This is a genomic window from Thiovibrio frasassiensis, from assembly GCF_029607905.1.
Taxonomy (GTDB): domain Bacteria; phylum Desulfobacterota; class Desulfobulbia; order Desulfobulbales; family Desulfurivibrionaceae; genus Thiovibrio; species Thiovibrio frasassiensis.
The window spans coordinates 2,270,741-2,286,986 of sequence record NZ_JAPHEH010000001.1; the positions used below are offsets into that span (position 1 = coordinate 2,270,741).

Below are 16,246 nucleotides of genomic sequence, written 5' to 3' on the forward strand. Positions count from 1 at the left end.
TCATGATCGTCTATCGTTCGCATAAGCCGCCGGGCTGTGGCGGCTTTCTTCTCGTCGTTGCCCTGCTCCTCTTCGCCCTGGGCGGCGCCCCCCTGCTCCTTGATGTGCTGGGGTTTCTCTTTTTTACCGGGGTATTTCTTGTTCTCATGGTGTTTGTCGGGATCTGGGGTTTTTCCCAGTATATCCGGCGGATGGCGAGTCGGTATGAACAATCCCAGACGGAAAGCCATAACCAATTTGTCTTTCTTTTGATCAATATCCTGATCCGCATCGCCCAGGCGGACGGGGTCGTCACCAAGGCTGAGCTCGGCCCTATCGAGAATTTTTTTCGGACCCATCTTCGGTACAATCAAAGCCAGATGTACTGGGTGCGCGACCTGATCCAGGATGCCCTCGCCTCCAAGGATTCCCTCGAGGCCATGCTGAGCGAGTTCAAAAATCATTTCGCTTATGAGCCTCGGCTGATTCTGATGGAGCTCATCTATCAGGTCCTCTACACCAATGACCAGGTTTCCACCCAGGAACTGGCCATGGTGCAGACCATTGCCGATTTTCTTGAGATTTCCGCCTATGACCATCACGCCATTCGCAGCAAATATGTGGGCGGCAGCCGGGGTCGGACTTTTGCCGGCCAGGGGAGGAGCGAGACCCAGTACTATGAAATCCTCGGGTTGTCGCCGGGGGCTACAGCCGCGGAGATCAAAAGTGCCTACCGGAAACTGAGCATGCAGTATCATCCGGACAAGGTGGCGCATCTGGGCGAGGAGTTTCGGCGGGTGGCGGAGGAGAAGATGAAGGAACTGAATGAGGCGTATCAGCACCTGAAAAAGATCTAAACGTTCAGCAGCACCGCATCTGCTGTGTCATCGGCCTGCTCATGTGCAACAGCACACTTCGCAGACCTCTTCCTCGCATCTGCGACACTGGTGAACGTTTATATGCGAGATTGAGTGTGATTATAAAAGGCGGTTTGAGAAGGGTTGGACAGGCGTGAACATCCTTGTCTTTGAGCCCTATTACGGCGGATCACACAAGGCGTTTCTTGCCGGACTGACCCGACATCTCCCTTATACTTTTGATCTGTTGACCCTGCCCCCGCATAGCTGGAAATGGCGGATGCGTCTTGCTGCCCCGCATTTTGCCGGGCTTCTCGCCGCAGATCGGCGTTACCACGGTCAGACCTATGACCGGATTCTCTGTTCCTCCCTGGTAGATGTTGCTGTCCTGCGCGGGATGCTGCCGTCACACTTGCGCAACATTCCGCTCCTGACCTATTTTCACGAAAACCAGTTCGCCTATCCAATGCAGGTGTCCGAGGCTCGGGATGTCCATTTCGGCCTGACCAATCTCACCTCGGCTCTGGCCTCGGACCGCCTTGCCTTTAACTCGCGCTATAATCTGGATTCTTTTCTTTCCGGTTGCCGGAACCTTCTGGCAAAGATGCCGGACATGTCTCTGGCAGGCTACGGGGAGGCGATTCGGGCCAAGGCGACTATCCTCCATCCGGGACTGGATTTCAGCACCATTGACACCTGCTCAAGGGAAAGGAAAGCTGTCAGGCCGCCGGTTCTGGTCTGGAATCACCGCTGGGAGCATGACAAGAACCCGGAATTGTTTTTTCGCACCCTGTATGGGCTTGCCGAGAAAGGGGTTCCCTTTGCTCTGATGGTGCTGGGCGAATCCTTTAGGAATCGTCCTCCGGTCTTTGCCCAGGCCGCGGAAATCCTTGCCGAGCGGATTATCCATTTCGGCTATGCGGCAGATCGCCGGGAGTATTGTCGTTTGCTTTGCCAGGGGGACATTGCCGTTTCCACCGCCAACCACGAATTTTATGGGATTGCGATGTTGGAAGCGGTGCGTGCCGGCTGCCGACCCTTGGTGCCGGATCGTTTGTCGTATCGGGAGCTCTTTGCCCCAGCCTTTCGCTATGACGAGGCTGATTTTAGCCGGAAGCTTCGTCTTGCCTTAGAGGCAGGAAGGCTGGAAGAGCAGGAGGCGCATACCCTCACCGATTGTTTTTCCTGGCCGGAGTTGCTCGGCAAATACCAGCAATGGTTTGAAGAGGAGGATTTATAGAGGAACGGGTCAGCAGGGAGCCGATTCGCTAAAATTTTTTGTCAGAAATTCACATTCGGCAGGGGAGAGATCAAAGCGAACCTCTGCTTCCTTGAGCACCGCGTCCCGCTTTTTCTGTGGGTTGGAGAGCAACTCTTCGCTCATCCAGCAGATGGCCTTTTTTACCTTGTCGCTGCTGGTCGGCAGTCCACTCTTGCAGCCCATTTTTCTCTCCTTTACACCGGTTTTACCATGATGCCGCCCAGAGGCGGAACCGAGACCAGGATATGGCAGGGGGCCTCGCCGAAGGGCTCGGCAATGGCCTGCTTGCGATCCGGATTGAAGACATTGCTGCCCCCGAATTCGGCGGTATCCGTGGAGAGGATCTCCTGGTACCAACCCGGTCCAGGCACCCCGAGCTTATAGTCGTGCAGCACCTGGGGGGTGAAGTTGAGCAGGCAGACCACATGGTCCTTCGGGTTTTTGCCCTGACGGCAGAAAGCAACGATGCTGTTGTCCACATCCTTGAAATCCATCCAGCGAAAGCCGTCGAAGGAGAAATCGATCTCCCAGAGGGGGCGGGTCTCCTTGTAGACCGCATTCAACTGCTGAACGTATTTCTGCAGCTGCTGGTGCATGGTGTTCTGTTCGGTCAGATGCCAGTCCAGGCTTACCTTGCAGTACCACTCGGAGATCTGGCCGAATTCCGCCCCCATGAAGAGAAGCTTCTTGCCCGGATGGGTCCAGAGGAAGAAGAAGAGCAGCCGCAGGTTGGCGAATTTCTGCCACATGTCGCCGGGCATCTTGAAGAGCAGGGAGCGCTTGCCGTGCACCACCTCGTCATGGGACATGGGCAGGATGAAGTTCTCGGTGAAGGCGTAGAGCAGGGAAAAGGTGAGGGCATTGTGGTGGTATTTGCGGAAGATCGGTTCCTTGCTGAAATAGCCCAGGATGTCGTTCATCCAGCCCATGTTCCATTTGTAGCCAAAGCCCAGGCCGCCCCAGTCCAGGGGCTTGGAAACCCCGTAGAAGCTGGTTGACTCCTCGGCGATCATCAGGATGTCGGGATAGCGGCTGTGGATGATGGCGTTCATGTGTTTGATGAACTCGATGGCGTCGATGTTTTCCTTGCCGCCATAGATGTTCGGGACCCAGTCCCCTTCATTGCGGGCATAGTCGAGGTAGAGCATGGAGGCCACCGCATCGACCCGCAACCCGTCGATGTGGAATTTGTCCATCCAGAAGAGGGCGTTGGCAATGAGGAAGTTCTGCACCTCTTTGCGGCCGTAGTTGAAGATCAGGGTGCCCCATTCGGGATGCGCGCCCTGCCTGGGGTCTTCGTGTTCGTAGAGGGCGGTGCCGTCGAAGCGGCTCAAGGCATGGCCGTCGGAGGGGAAATGGGAGGGTACCCAGTCGAGGATAACCCCGATCCCATGCTGGTGGCACTGGTCCACGAAGTACATGAAGTCCTGGGGCGTACCGTGGCGGCTGGTCACCGCATAATAGCCGGTCACCTGATAGCCCCAGGATTCATCCAGGGGATGCTCCATGATGGGCATCAGCTCGATATGGGTGAAGCCCATTTCCTTGACATAGGGGATCAGGGAGCCAGCCAGCTCCTGATAGGAAAGGATCCGCGAGGGGTCTGCCGGATCGCGCCGCCAGGAGGCCAGGTGGACCTCATAGGTGGACATGGGCTGCTCGTAGCTTCTTCGTTCTTGCCGTTCCTTAAGCCAGGGGGCGTCATTCCAGGTATAGCCGTCCAACCCCCAGACGATTGAGGCGGTTTTCGGCCGGATCTCCGAGAAGAACTGAAAGGGGTCTGCCTTTTCGAGAAGCGCGTCGTGTTGGGTCTTGATCTCGTATTTGTACGGTTCTCCCTGGCCGATGTCCGGGAGAAACAGTTCCCAGATGCCGGAATGGCCCAGGACCCGCATCTGATGCACTCGGCCGTCCCAGTAATTAAAGTTGCCCAGGATGCTGACTCGCTTGGCGCTCGGTGCCCAAACCCGAAAGATGGTCCCGCTGACTCCGTCGATGGTGACGAGCTGTGCGCCAAGGCTATTATAAATTTCGTAGTTGGTGCCGTTGTTGAAGAGGTAACGGTCGTACTCGGTCATCTGGGGCAGGAAGCGGTACGGGTCCTTGAAGGTATGCAGGTTTTCATCGTAAAAGGATGCTTCGTACTCATAGGGAAACGGTTCACTGCAATGAGGGATGACAATTTCGAAAAAACCTTCCGGCCGAGTCTTGTACATCTCCTTTTTTTCCCCGTTGGCAATGAGCCAGCAGGTGTTGGCGTTGGGCTGAAAAGTCCTGATAACCGAGGAGGGGGTTTCGAGCTCAAGAACGTGGAAGCCCAAAACCTGAAAGGGGTCGTGGTGTTCGGATGCAATAATCCGGTTGATTTCGGAATTTATATCAGAGCTCATATGCGTGGTTTCTGTCTGGAGAGGGTTGTTGAGTGTTTTGCCCGTTACCGCGAGGATCGTAAGGAAATACTAGCACGGATGGGAGGGGAAACTCCAACTCTTTTCTGGGGGGGAGTAAAATTGTTGTCTGTGCAGGTTTTCTTGACTGATAGTACAGAGAAATGCTAAGTTGCAGACGCATTGTAACTCGATCGCCTGTGGTGATCAACGGCACAGAACGCAAACATGGGGCATTTCTCCCGGATGATCGAAACCCTGCAAGGCTATTTTCTCATTGCCACTCCCCAGATGCCGGATCCCCGTTTTGCCGGCAAGGTCATCTATCTTTGCGCCCATAACGAAGATGGAGCCATGGGTCTGGTGGTGAACGAGCCGATTTCCGAGGTCAGCCTGGCGGATGTTTTCACCAGTGCCGATATCCCGCTTCCCCCAGGACCCATGCCCACGGTATACCTGGGAGGGCCGGTGGAGGTGGCCAATGCCTTTTTCCTCTATAGCTCGGAGTACAGGACCGAGAATTTTCTTGAAGTGAGCAAAACCGTGCATCTGACGAGCGACCCGCAGTTGCTCTATGATCTCGCCGCAGGCCAGGGGCCGCAGAATCTCCTGGTGGCCGTGGGGTATTCCGGTTGGGGGCCGGGACAGCTGGAAACAGAGCTGACCGTGGACGGTTGGCTTACTCTGCCTGCCGATGACGACATCATTTTTCATACGCCGGACAGGTTGCGCTGGCAGAAGGCGGCCCAGCGGCACGGGATTGATATCACCCTGTTCGGGGATGTGGTGGGCTCGGCCTGAGTATTTACTTGGATAAGTACGGGGGGTGCCCCCCTTATTCTTACAGGACAGACAATGACGCATGTATCTCAGTTTCTAGGCGAAGAGGCCGATCTCGGGCCGGAAAAACGCATCACTATTCTCTCGGCTCCTTTGGCCTCCTCGGTGAGTTGGCTGGGTGGCACGGAGCGTGGGCCCCAGGCGATCATTGATGCCTCCCCGGCCTTGGAGGTGTTTGATGATGAGCTTTTGCTCGAGACGGTGCGGCTCGGTATCGGGACCAGACCGGTGCCCGATTTTTCCGCTCTTTCCACGGCCGAGGCCTGTCGGCAGATCGAACAGAGTGTTGCCGGGGAGCTGGCCAAAGGCATGTTCCCGGTTTTGCTCGGCGGCGAGCATACCGTGACCGTGCCCGCAGTACAGGCCTGTCTGGCACAATACCCGGATCTGCATGTGGTGCAGATCGATGCCCACCTTGATCTGCGGCAGGAGTATGAAGGCAACGAAAACAGCCATGCCTGCGTCATGCGTCGGCTGGATGATCTGGGCATTCCCTTTACCCAGATCGGCATCCGCTCCTTTTCTAAGGAGGAGTATGAACTTGTCCGGTCCAGGGGGCTGCAGCCATTTTTCATGTCGCGGATCCACGCGGAACAGGACTGGATCGAACAGGTCTGTCGGGAGATCAAGGGGCCGGTCTATCTCACCTGCGATGTGGACGGCCTGGACCCGGCGATTATGCCCGGCACCGGTACCCCCGAGCCGGACGGCCTGACCTGGCGGCAGACCATTGATCTGCTGCGGGGGATTGCCAGCAACCATCGCATTGTCGGCATGGATTTTGTTGAATTTTCTCCGCATCCCGGGGCGGAACATGCCGCCTTTACCGTGGCCAAGCTGATCTACCGCACCCTGGGCTATATCTTCCGCTAGGTGTGCGGCAAAGCGTGAACGAGTATTTTATATTTATAAATATGTTACTGCTAGGTGAGTGAAAATGTCTGAGGAAGAAGAAATATTTCAGTGTCGGCAATGCGGCCATTGCTGCCAAGGTGAAACCACCGTCTCGTTGGATCCCGTGGATGTTTCGCGCTTGGTCGCCTATCTGCATCTGCCCCTTGCCGAGGTGCAGCAGAAATATCTGCGCATCACCGGCAATGTGGTGCAGATGAAGATCGTGGACGGCCATTGCATCTTTTTTAACGAAGGCTGTACGGTGCATTCCGGCAAGCCCTGGCGGTGCCGGCAATGGCCTCTGCATCCGAGCATGCTTGATGACCAAAACAATTTCGAGGCCATCCGCCAATCCTGCCCCGGGATTAAGGGGGAGCTCGGCTATGAAGAATTCCGCTCCCGTTTTGCCAAGGTTCTCAAAAAAGAGCAGGGCGAAGACAAATAAATTGAGGGAGAGGCGGTGAAGATCATTCTGCCGTTCCTGGGAAAAACCAAGGAGCAGTATCTCGCCGCCGGAATCGATGATTTTGCCGTCCGGCTCAGGCGATATGCCCAGCTTGAGTTGCCGGTCCTGAAGGAGAAAAAAGGCACGGCCAAGGAAGATGCGGCTCGGCAGCAAAACGAGGAGGGGCAGATCCTTCTTGGCAGTGTTCCGCAAGCTGCCAGGATGGTAGCTCTGGCGCCGGCAGGCCAGCAGCTCAGCTCGGAAGAGCTGGCCGAGATGCTCTGCCGCTGGGAGGATCAGGGGGTGCGGGAGATTGCCTTTCTGATCGGCGGCCCCACCGGGCTTGCAACCGAGTTGCTCCGGAAGGCGGATTATGTCTTGTCGCTTTCGCGGATGACCTTTACCCACGAGATGGCCCGTTTGCTGATGCTTGAGCAATTGTACCGGGCTTTTTCCATCAAGGCCGGGACCGGATACCATAAGTAAAAAAGAGAAACGGGGGTTAGACGGACTCCACGGAACGGACTTCGGGAACCTCGCCTTTTAAGAATTTTTCAATCCCGTTTTTCAGCGTATTTCTCGACATGGGGCATTCCTTGCAGGCGCCGGTCAGCTGGACCGTGACCACCCCGTCCTTGCTCACGTCAACCAGGGCTACATCGCCGCCATCTGCCTGGAGCGTTGGGCGGATCTTTGCCAGAGCCGCCAGAATCCTGTCTCGCATTGTTATTCCTCAAGCTGTGTTGTCAGGGTGTAAACGTGAAACAATCTAACACAGCTCTGCTGGATCGACAACCTTTGCCGCAACCGCCAGAACTATCCGGTTGCCGATTACCCGTTGCCGGATTATGATAGCTCTCCCATTTTGTTCATGCCGAACAAGGGGTCTTATCCCAACAAGGAGTAAAAATGAAAAAGGTCCATAAGGATTTTCAGGATGCGTCAAGTCTGGAGCTGGCCCGTTTGGCCGCCCTTGCAGCCCTGGATAAAAAAGCGGAGGACCTGGTCGTTCTTGATGTGCGTGGCCTGTCTTCTTTTACCGATTTTTTTGTCATCATGAGCGGACGTTCCACCCGGCACGTCCAGGGGTTGTCTCAGGCGGTGGATGAGGCCTTGCGTCATAAAAACGTCAAGGACGGCAATACCGAGGGATTCAGCGAAGGACATTGGGTTCTGCTCGATTACAACGATGTGATCGTGCATATCTTTTACAGCGAAGATCGCAATTTTTACGACATCGAAGGGTTGTGGCACGACGCCCCCAGGGTGGAGATTGCCCCGGACCCATCCTGAACAGTTTCTAAGGCTCTGGAGAAACGATGAAAAAGATCACGCCGGTATTGTTGGCTATTCTCGATGGCTGGGGGGTTGGGGAGCCGTGGGAGGGCAATGCGATCCATCTTGCCCAAACCCCCAATATGGATCGCTGGCAGGCAACTGAGCCCGCCACGACCCTGGTTGCCCACAATGGCGCGGTCGGTCTCCCGGAAGGGCAGATGGGCAATTCCGAGGTGGGGCATCTCAATATCGGCGCCGGCCGCATTGTCTACCAGGATTTCACCCGGATCAACCGGGATATTGAAACCGGGGCTTTCTTTGAAAACCAAGCGCTGGTTCAGGTTATGCATCGCGCGGCCGAGCAGGGAACAGCGGTGCATCTGTTGGGGCTTGTCTCCGACGGCGGGGTGCACAGCCATATCCGGCATCTCATCGCCCTGCTGGAAATGGCCAAGAACATTGGCCTTGCCAAGGTGTATATCCACGCTTTTATGGATGGCCGCGACACCCCGCCCCAGAGCGGAGAGGGTTACATGGCCGAGCTGGTCGACGCCATTGCCAGAATCGGCGTGGGTCAGGTCGCTTCGGTCTGCGGCCGTTATTATGCCATGGACCGCGACAACCGCTGGGATCGGGTTTCCATGGCCTGGCAGGCCATGGTGGATGGTAAGGGCCAGTATTCGGCCAAGGACCCAGGCGAAGCCGTGACCCAAGCCTACGACCGCGGGGAAAACGATGAGTTTATCAAGCCTACCGTGATCATGGGCAACGGCGAGCCGGTGGGCACGATCAACGATGGTGATTCGCTTATTTTCTTTAATTTTCGGGCCGACCGGGCTCGGCAGATAACCCATGCCTTTATCGACCGGGAATTTACCGGTTTTCCTGTGCGGCACCGCCCCGAACTTGCCGATTACCTTACCTTCACGGTGTATGAGAAGGATTTTGACCTTCCCGTTGCCTTTCCGCCGGTACCCCTTACCCATATTCTGGGGGAAGAGGTCAGCAGCCATGGGTTGCAACAGCTGCGCATCGCTGAAACGGAAAAATACGCCCATGTCACCTATTTTTTCAATGGCGGCCGCGAAGCCCCATTTGCCTTGGAAGACAGGGCTCTGCTTCCATCCCCCCGCGAGGTGGCGACCTACGATCTGAAGCCGGAAATGAGCGCGGAGGCGGTGACCGAGGAGTTGCTGCGCCGCCTTGCGGACAACCCCTACAGCCTGGTGGTGCTCAATTTCGCCAACTGCGACATGGTTGGCCATAGCGGGATCATGGCCGCGGCCATTACCGCGGTCGAGACCGTGGACCGCTGCATCGGCCGGGTGGTTGAGCGCTTCACGGAACTCGGCGGGGTGGTGCTCATCACCGCGGACCATGGCAATGCCGAGGTTATGAGCAATAAAGAAACCGGCGGTCCGGTGACGGCCCACTCCACCAACCCGGTGCCCCTGGTCATGCTCGGTGCCCGGCCGGGTCTGAGCCTCCGTGCTGGCGGCACCCTGACCAACATCGCCCCCACCATCCTCGAGCTGATGGGGTTGCCCGTCCCCGCCGAGATGGAAAGCGCAAGCCTGCTTACCGGCAAGGATGCATAACAAGCAATCCCGGCAGGGCAACGGATAACAAGAATAAGAAGAGAGAATCTCCCATGCAATACATCAGCACCAGGGGCGGTATTGCCCCCGTATCCTTCAAGCAGGCCGTGATGATGGGGCTTGCCACCGATGGCGGCCTGTTGCTGCCCACTGCAATTCCTGAGATTTCCGCGGAAACCTTGGGCCAGTGGCGGGGTCTATCCTATCCGGAGCTGGCAACGGCCGTACTGAGCCTGTTCATTGACGATATTCCTCCGGCCGACCTGCGGGAGCTGGTGGAAAAATCGTATCGGACGTTTAACCACCGGGAGATCACCCCGCTGGTCAAACAGGGCGATTGCTTTATTATGGAGCTGTTCCACGGCCCGACCCTGGCCTTTAAGGACGTGGCCCTGCAGTTTCTCGGCAATGTCTTTGAGTATCTGCTCAAGGAATCCGGCGGCAAAATGAACATCCTCGGCGCCACCTCCGGCGATACCGGGAGCGCGGCGATCTACGGGGTGCGCGGCAAGGAACGGATCAACATCTTCATCCTCCATCCCCACAAGCGGGTGAGCCCCATCCAGGAACTGCAGATGACCACGGTGACCGACGCCAACGTCTTTAATCTCGCGATACGCGGCACCTTTGACGACGGGCAATCCATTGTCAAGGCGATCTTCAACGATCTGGCGTTCAAGGAAAAACACCAGTTGGGCGCGGTCAATTCCATCAACTGGGCCCGGATTGTGGCCCAGGTGGTGTACTACATCTATGCTGCGCTCAGGGTTACCAAGAGCGAAGGCGCGGAACAGGTTGATTTTTCGGTGCCCACCGGAAATTTCGGCGATATCTTCGCCGGTTATGTGGCCCGCCGCATGCTGCCCAAGCAGATCCGCAATCTGATTCTGGCCACCAACGAGAATAATCTCTTGACCCGTTTTATCCTCAATGGCGATTATTCCCTGGGGCCGGTGGCGCAAACCTCAAGCCCTTCCATGGATATCCAGGTGGCAAGCAATTTCGAGCGCTACCTCTACTACCTGAACGGGGAGGATGCCGGACGAACCCGCAAGGACATGGACAGCTTCGGCGCCAGCGGCAGCCTTCAGTTCGACGAACTTGCCCAGGAACGGGTGCGGGCGGATTTTGCCTCGCGCAGCGTGAACGAAGCGGAAACCATTGCCACCATCCGCGATTTTTACCAGAAGCATGGCTATGTCCTTGACCCGCATACCGCGGTGGGCGTCAAGGCTGGCCTGGCAGGCAGGGAGGCGGGAGTGCCGATGATCTGTCTGGCCACTGCTCATCCGGCCAAGTTCGGGGCTGCGGTGCAAAGCGCTATTGGTCACGAGCCGGAGTTGCCCGAAAGCCTTGCCGCGCTTGCCGATAAGGAGTCTCGCTGTGAGGTGATGGCGGCCGAGGTTGCGGCGGTTAAAGCCTATGTGGAGCGGCATGCCCTGTAGTCTTCCTGCGGCAGATGTTTTTGCCGGGATTGGAATCGGGGTGTTTTTCTTGGTACGCAGCCTGTTTTCTCTGCTACACTGCGCTATAGATGGAGTGGAGATCGAAAGAACAAATGCGTAAAGTCTGCCGAAGGACGCCTCTGTGAACCAAACCGAACTTCTGCATTTCTTGAGCAGGATTGATCTGTTTTGTTTCTTTTCCCAAGAAGAGTTGGCGGCTTTTTTGGAAAAGGCTACGGAAATAGAGGTTGCCAAGGGCACCACCCTCTTTCACGAGGGCGATTCCGGCCAGGAGATGTATCTGGTGCTGCGGGGGTTGATCAAGATCTTTCGTGGCAGTCGGGTGATTGATGTCATCAAGCCGGGGGACTATTTCGGCGAAATGGCCATCATCGAAAGCCAGCCCCGCTCCGCCTCCGTATCCGCTCTGGAAGATTCTCTCCTCCTTCAGGTTCCCTTCGCAGTGTTTCAGGAGTATTTTTCTCGCCAACCCAAATCGCTGGTCGCTATGATGCGGACTCTGAGCCAACGGGTCCGGCGCGATCTTGCCATTCTCGGGCACGATTTTGAGCAGATCAATATCATGGTCCATGATATGAAAAATCTGCTCACCCCTTTCCATTTGCTGGAGGTTCTCGAGAGAACCGTGCCGGGGTTGGCCGGCAACAGATATCTTGAATGTATGGTCAAGGCGCGGGGTGATTTGCTGATCCTCATGGAAAATGCCCTGGCTCAGTCCCGGCGGCTTCAAATAGACACCCCGATCCATGTCGATTCCCTGGACAATCTGATCGGTGATCTGCAAGAATCTTCCTGGACGGTGCATCCGGAGATTGGCGGGCGCGGTATTCGGGTGGAGATTGTCGGCTCTTTGCCGGAATTCCCCTTTTCCGCTCTCGGTCTCTGCCGGGTTCTTTCTAACCTGGTCGTCAATGCCGCCCAGGCCAGTGAGGCAGGGGGGTGCATTACCCTTGCTCTTTCCCGCCAGGATGACGAGGCGGTGGTTAAGGTCATTGATCAGGGGCAGGGCATCCCCGAGGAGTTGCGGGAGGAGATCTTCCAGCCTCATTTTACCACCAAGGCCAATGGGAACGGGATCGGTCTTATCTCCTGCAAGCAGATCATTGAAGAAACCCACGGCGGCAGCCTTCGCTTTGAGTCAATTCCCGGCCAAGGAACGACCTTCACCATCCGTCTTCCCTTCTCTGCCCGTATCGGGTAAATAATTGTCTATCAGTTTTAGTACTGCCTCTGCTGCGCCGTTTTTCTTTGCGCTCGCTTCGCTGCGAATCGGCCTCTTTGCCGGCGCATCTGCCGACGATTGCCACGCGCATCTGCGGGAGCAGTGAAGCGGCGCTCTTGGGCGGCTATTTTTTCTGGGCTTAGATCTTACTAAGTTTGCATTGAACACGGAATCGGTCAATAAGGTTGGATGGTGATGGAAAGATACAAACAGAGGGTTGAAGAGGCTGTCAGGTTTTTGCGGAAGAAGATGGTGGAGGTGCCGGAGGTTGCCCTGGTGCTCGGCACCGGCCTGAGCGGCTTGGCTGAGTTGATCGAAGCGCCGGTTGTTTTGCCCTATGAAGAGATCCCCAACTTTCCCACCTCAACGGTGGTCAGCCATGCCGGGAATTTTATTTTTGGCCGGCTTTCCGGGCGGCCGGTTGCCGTGTTGCAGGGCAGATTCCATTTTTATGAAGGATATTCCACCCGTGAGTTGACCATGCCGATCCGGGTGCTTGCCCTGCTCGGTATAAAAAATATCATCATTTCCAATTCGGCTGGCGGTCTTAATCCATCTTTCGCCACTGGTACCCTGATGGTGTTGCGCGACCATCTGGATTTCATCCCGGACAATTCCTTGCGCGGTCCCAATGTTGATGAATGGGGGCCTCGCTTTCCCGATCTTTCCGCCCCCTATGACCTGCGTTTGCGAGAGGCGACCCTGGCTTGCGCGGCCAAGGAGCAGATCGATAAGGTCGCCACCGGCGTTTATGTGGCCATCCCCGGTCCCAGCATGGAAACCCCGGCGGAGACCCGGTATCTTCGGCAATGCGGCGCAGATGCCGTGGGGATGTCCACCGTACCGGAGGTGATTGTGGCCAGACATGCCGGAATGCGGGTGCTGGCGGTGTCGGTGATAGCAAATGTCAATGACCCGGATAATCTCAACCCCATCATCCTGGAAGACATTATCGAGGAAACCAGAAGAGCGGAAGAGCGGTTTTCGCGGCTGCTCCTCGCGGTGCTTCCTGAGATATAGAAGAGGAACGCATGAACGCCAAAGCAACCCTGCTGGTTTGCGGCCAGATCCTGACCCTGGACCGGAACAACACCGTGATCGAAGACGGCGCCGTTGCCATTGCCGGAGACACTATTCTTGAGGTGGGGGAGCGGGCAGCTCTGGTCGCCAAATATCCGGGGGTTGCGCAGCTCACCCAGCCCCATGGCCTGGTCATGCCGGGTCTGGTCAATACCCATACCCATGCGGCCATGGGCTGCTTTCTGGGGCTGGCCGATGATCTGCCTCTGATGACCTGGCTCACCGAGTATATCTTTCCGGTGGAGGCCAATCTCAATGGCGAGATGGTCTACCAATCCTCCCTGCTCTCCATGGCCGAGATGATCAAGTCCGGCACCACCAGCTTCTGCGACATGTATCTTTTTGCCAAGGAGGTGGCCAGAGCCACGGCGGACTCCGGGATGCGCGGCTGGCTGGGCGAGGTGCTGTACGATTTCCCCTCGCCCAACTACGGTGTGCCGGAAAACGGCATTGCCTATCTGGAGGAGTTGCTGGCGGAATACCGCACTCATCCGCTCATCTCCATCACCGTTGACCCGCATGCCGTGTACACCTGTTCCCCGGACCTGCTCAAACGTTTAAAGGGCGTGGCGGAAAAGCATGGGGTCGCTTATGTGATCCATCTTTCCGAAACCAGGGACGAGGTGAAGGCTTGCCTTGCCAAATATGGAAAAACCCCGGTTATGCATCTCGATTCCCTGGGGCTTCTCGACAGTCAGGTGGTGGCGAATCATTGTGTGGTGCTGAGCGAGCAGGAGATTGATCTCCTTGCCGAGCGGGGTGTTAAGGTGGCCCATTGTCCGGAAAGCAATATGAAGCTTGCCTCGGGCGTGGCCCCGGTGGTGGAGATGCTGGCGGCCGGGGTTATCGTCGGCTTGGGCACCGACGGCGCGGCCAGCAACAACGATGTGGACATGTTCGGCGAGATGGACACCGCTGCCAAGCTGCACAAGGTGCATCGCCATGACCCTACGGTGATGAGCGCCGAAACCACCCTGCGGATGGCGACCCAAGGCGGGGCGCAGCTTTTGGGGGCGGAGACCCTGATCGGCAGCTTGGAGCCGGGGAAAAAGGCTGACCTCATCGTGCTGGACATGAACAAGCCGCACCTGACCCCGATGTACAACATTCCCTCACACTTGGTCTATGCGGCCAAGGGGAGCGATGTGGTGCATTCCGTTATCAATGGCCTGGTGGTAATGCGGGACAAGCAACTGCTCACCATGGATGAGGATGCGGTTCTCGACAGGCTGCGCGAAATCGGGGCCCAGATCTCCGGGATGGTCGGGCCGGGGCGGAGATAGATCCTTGTTCCGGGAAAGGGGAAGAACCTTTTTTGTAATTGTTAGTTCTTTCTGGGAGCAAAGTGGCGCAGTCCACTGGCCCCCAGATATACCAGCCCCGCGATCACAATAATGGTCGGGCCGCTGGGCAGGTCAAAGTTGTAACTGATTGCCAGCCCCGAGCCGATGAAGGCGATGCAGAACAGGGTGGCCAGCACCATCATCTGCCAGAGTCCCTTGGCAAAGTTACTCGCCACCGCCGCCGGCAGGGTCAGCAGGGCAATAACCATGACAATCCCCACCACCCGGACCAGCAGGACCACGGTCAAGGCCGTCAGGCAGAGGAGCAGCAGGTAATACAGGTCGGTGCGCACCCCGCGCAGCCGGGCATACTCCTCGTCAAAACAGACGGCCAGAAACTTATGGTAGAACAGGGTGGCTGTTCCCACCACCAGACCGTCCAGCAACAGCACCATCCAGAGATCATACTTCGAAATCAGGAGAATATTGCCGAACAGGTAACTCATCGGTTCGATGTAGCCCGGGGTTTTGGCGATGAACAGCAGGCCGATGGCCATGCCGATTGCCCAGAGGGCGCCGATGGCCGTATCTTCCCGTTGGTTGGCGTGCAGGCTCACCAGACCGATGATGATGGCCGCCAGGAGCGCCGCGACGATGGCGCCGGTAAGGGGACCGAACCAGGTGACGCCGAGTTTGTGCTGGCAGTAAAGCCCAGCCCCGATACCGCCGAGCACGCAATGGGCGATGGCCCCGGCGATGTAGGTGATCCGGCGGGCCACCACATAGGTGCCGATGATGCCGAAGGAGAGGCTGGCCAGGATGCCGGCAACAAAGGCATAGCGCAGGAAGGGAATGGCCGGGTCGGCCAGGGCGTTAAGAAATTCCATGGGCGCAGTGTCCTTCCGGTGAGCAGCGGTGATCGTGACGGATCATGCGGATGTCTCCGCCGTACATGTTGCGGATCAGGTCGCCGGTCAGTTCGCTGGTTGGGTGGAGCACGACCTGGCGGTTGACGCAGACAATGCTTTTAAAGAATTTTGAGGCAAAACCGACATCGTGGGTGACCAGCATGACGGTGAGACGCTCATTGAGTTTGGTGAGCAGTTCAAAGAGATGCTCTTCGGAAGCGGCATCGATGTTGGCCGTGGGCTCGTCAAGAATCAGCAGCTCGCCTTCGGCGGCCAATGCCCTGGCAATGAGGACCCGCTGCCGTTGCCCCCCGGAGATTTCGGCAAACAATCGCCCGCCGAGATCCGCCAGCCCCATTTCTTCAAGGGCTGCCAGGGCGGCCTCTCGGTCTGCCTTGGCGTAGGGGCCGCAAAAGATCCGGTCCAGGCGGCCCATGAGCACGACATTTAATACCGTTACCGGGAACTGCTGGTCAAAGCGGGCATACTGCGGCACATAGCCGATGCGCAACCTGCTTTTTTCCGGCGTTTGCCCCAGCACCTGGATCTCGCCCCGGTTCGGTTTGAGCAGGCCGAGGATGAGCTTGAGCAGGGTGGTCTTGCCGCCGCCGTTGGGGCCCACGATGCAGAGGGAATCCCGGGCCATGATCTCCAGGTTGACCCCTTCCAAAACGGGCGTCCCGTTGTAGGCGAAATCAAGATCCCGGATACGGATGGCTGTTTCCTGTTCGCGGCTGGCGGTCATGGG

17 protein-coding genes are annotated in these 16,246 nt (G+C 57.1%); 12 read left to right on the plus strand and 5 right to left on the minus strand.

Annotated features, from left to right (window positions below; translation table 11 throughout):
• Positions 1–2 precede the first annotated feature (2 nt).
• Both OLX77_RS10670 and OLX77_RS10675 read left to right on the plus strand, forming a co-directional pair.
• Positions 3–836 (plus strand): J domain-containing protein, encoded by an 834-nt coding sequence (locus OLX77_RS10670; RefSeq protein ID WP_307633582.1) that lies wholly within the window; start codon positions 3–5, stop codon positions 834–836.
• A 154-nt stretch (positions 837–990) separates the two neighbouring features.
• Entirely contained in the window at positions 991–2,076 is a 1,086-nt protein-coding gene (locus OLX77_RS10675) for a tRNA-queuosine alpha-mannosyltransferase domain-containing protein (RefSeq protein ID WP_307633583.1), read from the plus strand.
• Between the two features lie 9 nt (positions 2,077–2,085).
• Here the strand turns inward: OLX77_RS10675 and OLX77_RS10680 are convergent, their stop codons facing one another.
• Complete coding sequence (locus OLX77_RS10680; RefSeq protein WP_307633584.1) at positions 2,086–2,280, minus strand: hypothetical protein; 195 nt, start codon at positions 2,278–2,280, stop codon at positions 2,086–2,088.
• An 11-nt stretch (positions 2,281–2,291) separates the two neighbouring features.
• The gene (gene glgB / locus OLX77_RS10685) at positions 2,292–4,487 is read right to left on the minus strand and encodes a 1,4-alpha-glucan branching protein GlgB (RefSeq protein WP_307633585.1); all 2,196 of its coding nucleotides are present in this window, start codon (positions 4,485–4,487) and stop codon (positions 2,292–2,294) included.
• A gap of 225 nt (positions 4,488–4,712) precedes the next feature.
• On the opposite strand from glgB, the gene OLX77_RS10690 reads away from it, so the two are divergent.
• From OLX77_RS10690 to OLX77_RS10705, 4 genes are all read left to right on the plus strand, one after another.
• Positions 4,713–5,285: a YqgE/AlgH family protein gene (locus OLX77_RS10690; RefSeq protein WP_307633586.1), complete on the plus strand. Its 573-nt coding sequence runs from the start codon at positions 4,713–4,715 to the stop codon at positions 5,283–5,285.
• A 54-nt stretch (positions 5,286–5,339) separates the two neighbouring features.
• A complete protein-coding gene (speB, locus tag OLX77_RS10695) occupies positions 5,340–6,197 on the plus strand; it encodes an agmatinase (protein ID WP_307633587.1) in 858 nt (285 codons plus the stop codon).
• A gap of 64 nt (positions 6,198–6,261) precedes the next feature.
• On the plus strand, positions 6,262–6,663 hold the full coding sequence (locus OLX77_RS10700) for a YkgJ family cysteine cluster protein (protein WP_307633588.1): 402 nt from the start codon (positions 6,262–6,264) through the stop codon (positions 6,661–6,663).
• 15 nt (positions 6,664–6,678) lie between these two features.
• Positions 6,679–7,149 carry a 23S rRNA (pseudouridine(1915)-N(3))-methyltransferase RlmH gene (locus OLX77_RS10705; protein ID WP_307633589.1) on the plus strand — a complete coding sequence of 157 codons (471 nt, stop codon included), beginning with the start codon at positions 6,679–6,681 and terminating at the stop codon, positions 7,147–7,149.
• A 16-nt stretch (positions 7,150–7,165) separates the two neighbouring features.
• Here OLX77_RS10705 and OLX77_RS10710 read toward each other — a convergent pair whose 3' ends face one another.
• Positions 7,166–7,387: a NifU family protein gene (locus OLX77_RS10710; RefSeq protein WP_307633590.1), complete on the minus strand. Its 222-nt coding sequence runs from the start codon at positions 7,385–7,387 to the stop codon at positions 7,166–7,168.
• Between the two features lie 185 nt (positions 7,388–7,572).
• Between OLX77_RS10710 and rsfS the strand changes: the two genes are divergently transcribed.
• The 6 genes from rsfS (at position 7,573) to OLX77_RS10740 (ending at position 14,590) form a co-directional block, all read left to right on the plus strand.
• Entirely contained in the window at positions 7,573–7,956 is a 384-nt protein-coding gene (rsfS, locus tag OLX77_RS10715; protein ID WP_307633591.1) for a ribosome silencing factor, read from the plus strand.
• 26 nt (positions 7,957–7,982) lie between these two features.
• The gene (gpmI, locus tag OLX77_RS10720) at positions 7,983–9,539 is read left to right on the plus strand and encodes a 2,3-bisphosphoglycerate-independent phosphoglycerate mutase (protein WP_307633592.1); all 1,557 of its coding nucleotides are present in this window, start codon (positions 7,983–7,985) and stop codon (positions 9,537–9,539) included.
• A 53-nt stretch (positions 9,540–9,592) separates the two neighbouring features.
• The gene (gene thrC / locus OLX77_RS10725) at positions 9,593–10,984 is read left to right on the plus strand and encodes a threonine synthase (RefSeq protein ID WP_307633593.1); all 1,392 of its coding nucleotides are present in this window, start codon (positions 9,593–9,595) and stop codon (positions 10,982–10,984) included.
• A gap of 142 nt (positions 10,985–11,126) precedes the next feature.
• The gene (locus OLX77_RS10730) at positions 11,127–12,206 is read left to right on the plus strand and encodes an ATP-binding protein (protein WP_307633594.1); all 1,080 of its coding nucleotides are present in this window, start codon (positions 11,127–11,129) and stop codon (positions 12,204–12,206) included.
• Positions 12,207–12,422: 216 nt separating this feature from the next.
• Positions 12,423–13,247, plus strand: a complete 825-nt coding sequence (locus OLX77_RS10735; RefSeq protein WP_307633595.1) for a purine-nucleoside phosphorylase — start codon at positions 12,423–12,425, stop codon at positions 13,245–13,247.
• An 11-nt stretch (positions 13,248–13,258) separates the two neighbouring features.
• A complete protein-coding gene (locus tag OLX77_RS10740) occupies positions 13,259–14,590 on the plus strand; it encodes an amidohydrolase family protein (protein WP_307633596.1) in 1,332 nt (443 codons plus the stop codon).
• A 41-nt stretch (positions 14,591–14,631) separates the two neighbouring features.
• Here OLX77_RS10740 and OLX77_RS10745 read toward each other — a convergent pair whose 3' ends face one another.
• On the minus strand, positions 14,632–15,477 hold the full coding sequence (locus OLX77_RS10745) for a metal ABC transporter permease (RefSeq protein ID WP_307633597.1): 846 nt from the start codon (positions 15,475–15,477) through the stop codon (positions 14,632–14,634).
• On the minus strand, positions 15,464–16,243 hold the full coding sequence (locus OLX77_RS10750) for a metal ABC transporter ATP-binding protein (RefSeq protein ID WP_307633598.1): 780 nt from the start codon (positions 16,241–16,243) through the stop codon (positions 15,464–15,466). Before OLX77_RS10750 ends, OLX77_RS10745 begins: the two co-directional genes overlap by 14 nt.
• Between the last annotated feature and the right edge of the window lie 3 nt (positions 16,244–16,246).

Excerpts from the sequence above, each read along its gene's own strand:
- OLX77_RS10670 (WP_307633582.1), top strand. The coding sequence starts at position 3 with ATGATCGTCTATCGTTCGCATAAGCCGCCGGGCTGTGGCGGCTTTCTT.
- OLX77_RS10680 (WP_307633584.1), bottom strand. The coding sequence starts at position 2,280 with ATGGGCTGCAAGAGTGGACTGCCGACCAGCAGCGACAAGGTAAAAAAG.
- glgB (WP_307633585.1), bottom strand. The coding sequence starts at position 4,487 with ATGAGCTCTGATATAAATTCCGAAATCAACCGGATTATTGCATCCGAA.
- OLX77_RS10690 (WP_307633586.1), top strand. The coding sequence starts at position 4,713 with ATGGGGCATTTCTCCCGGATGATCGAAACCCTGCAAGGCTATTTTCTC.
- speB (WP_307633587.1), top strand. The coding sequence starts at position 5,340 with ATGACGCATGTATCTCAGTTTCTAGGCGAAGAGGCCGATCTCGGGCCG.
- OLX77_RS10700 (WP_307633588.1), top strand. The coding sequence starts at position 6,262 with ATGTCTGAGGAAGAAGAAATATTTCAGTGTCGGCAATGCGGCCATTGC.
- OLX77_RS10710 (WP_307633590.1), bottom strand. The coding sequence starts at position 7,387 with ATGCGAGACAGGATTCTGGCGGCTCTGGCAAAGATCCGCCCAACGCTC.
- rsfS (WP_307633591.1), top strand. The coding sequence starts at position 7,573 with ATGAAAAAGGTCCATAAGGATTTTCAGGATGCGTCAAGTCTGGAGCTG.
- gpmI (WP_307633592.1), top strand. The coding sequence starts at position 7,983 with ATGAAAAAGATCACGCCGGTATTGTTGGCTATTCTCGATGGCTGGGGG.
- thrC (WP_307633593.1), top strand. The coding sequence starts at position 9,593 with ATGCAATACATCAGCACCAGGGGCGGTATTGCCCCCGTATCCTTCAAG.
- OLX77_RS10735 (WP_307633595.1), top strand. The coding sequence starts at position 12,423 with ATGGAAAGATACAAACAGAGGGTTGAAGAGGCTGTCAGGTTTTTGCGG.
- OLX77_RS10740 (WP_307633596.1), top strand. The coding sequence starts at position 13,259 with ATGAACGCCAAAGCAACCCTGCTGGTTTGCGGCCAGATCCTGACCCTG.
- OLX77_RS10745 (WP_307633597.1), bottom strand. The coding sequence starts at position 15,477 with ATGGAATTTCTTAACGCCCTGGCCGACCCGGCCATTCCCTTCCTGCGC.
- OLX77_RS10750 (WP_307633598.1), bottom strand. The coding sequence starts at position 16,243 with ATGACCGCCAGCCGCGAACAGGAAACAGCCATCCGTATCCGGGATCTT.